The following is a 278-nucleotide window of genomic DNA, read 5'->3' on the forward strand; positions in this document are numbered from 1 at the left end:
GCGGACAAATACGGGTTCGTCAGCCCCTTTGAACCATGAAAAACGCGTGGCTGTTTCGGCGGCGAAAGATCGCGTTTTTTTGCCGAGCGCGACGTCCGCGTAGATAACGTCGCTGCGGTCAAGCCGCGCAAGGGACGCTTCCGCTTCCCTGCGTTCTATCCTGCCCAGCGAGCTAAGATACACGGTTTTACCCTGCGGCGTTTTCAGGGGAATCCGCTCCAGGCGGCGAACGATATCGTCCGCGCCGGAATTTTCCCCTGTTACGCGCACATCAAGCG

1 protein-coding gene is annotated in these 278 nt (G+C 59.0%); it reads right to left on the bottom strand.

The window, feature by feature from the left end; all coding sequences use genetic code 11:
• Positions 1–278 (bottom strand): hypothetical protein (locus tag ACYVTD_RS19070; protein ID WP_461249147.1); only part of this gene is annotated, 278 nt, incomplete at both ends.

The sequence above is a fragment of the Treponema sp. R6D11 genome (genome assembly GCF_054786075.1).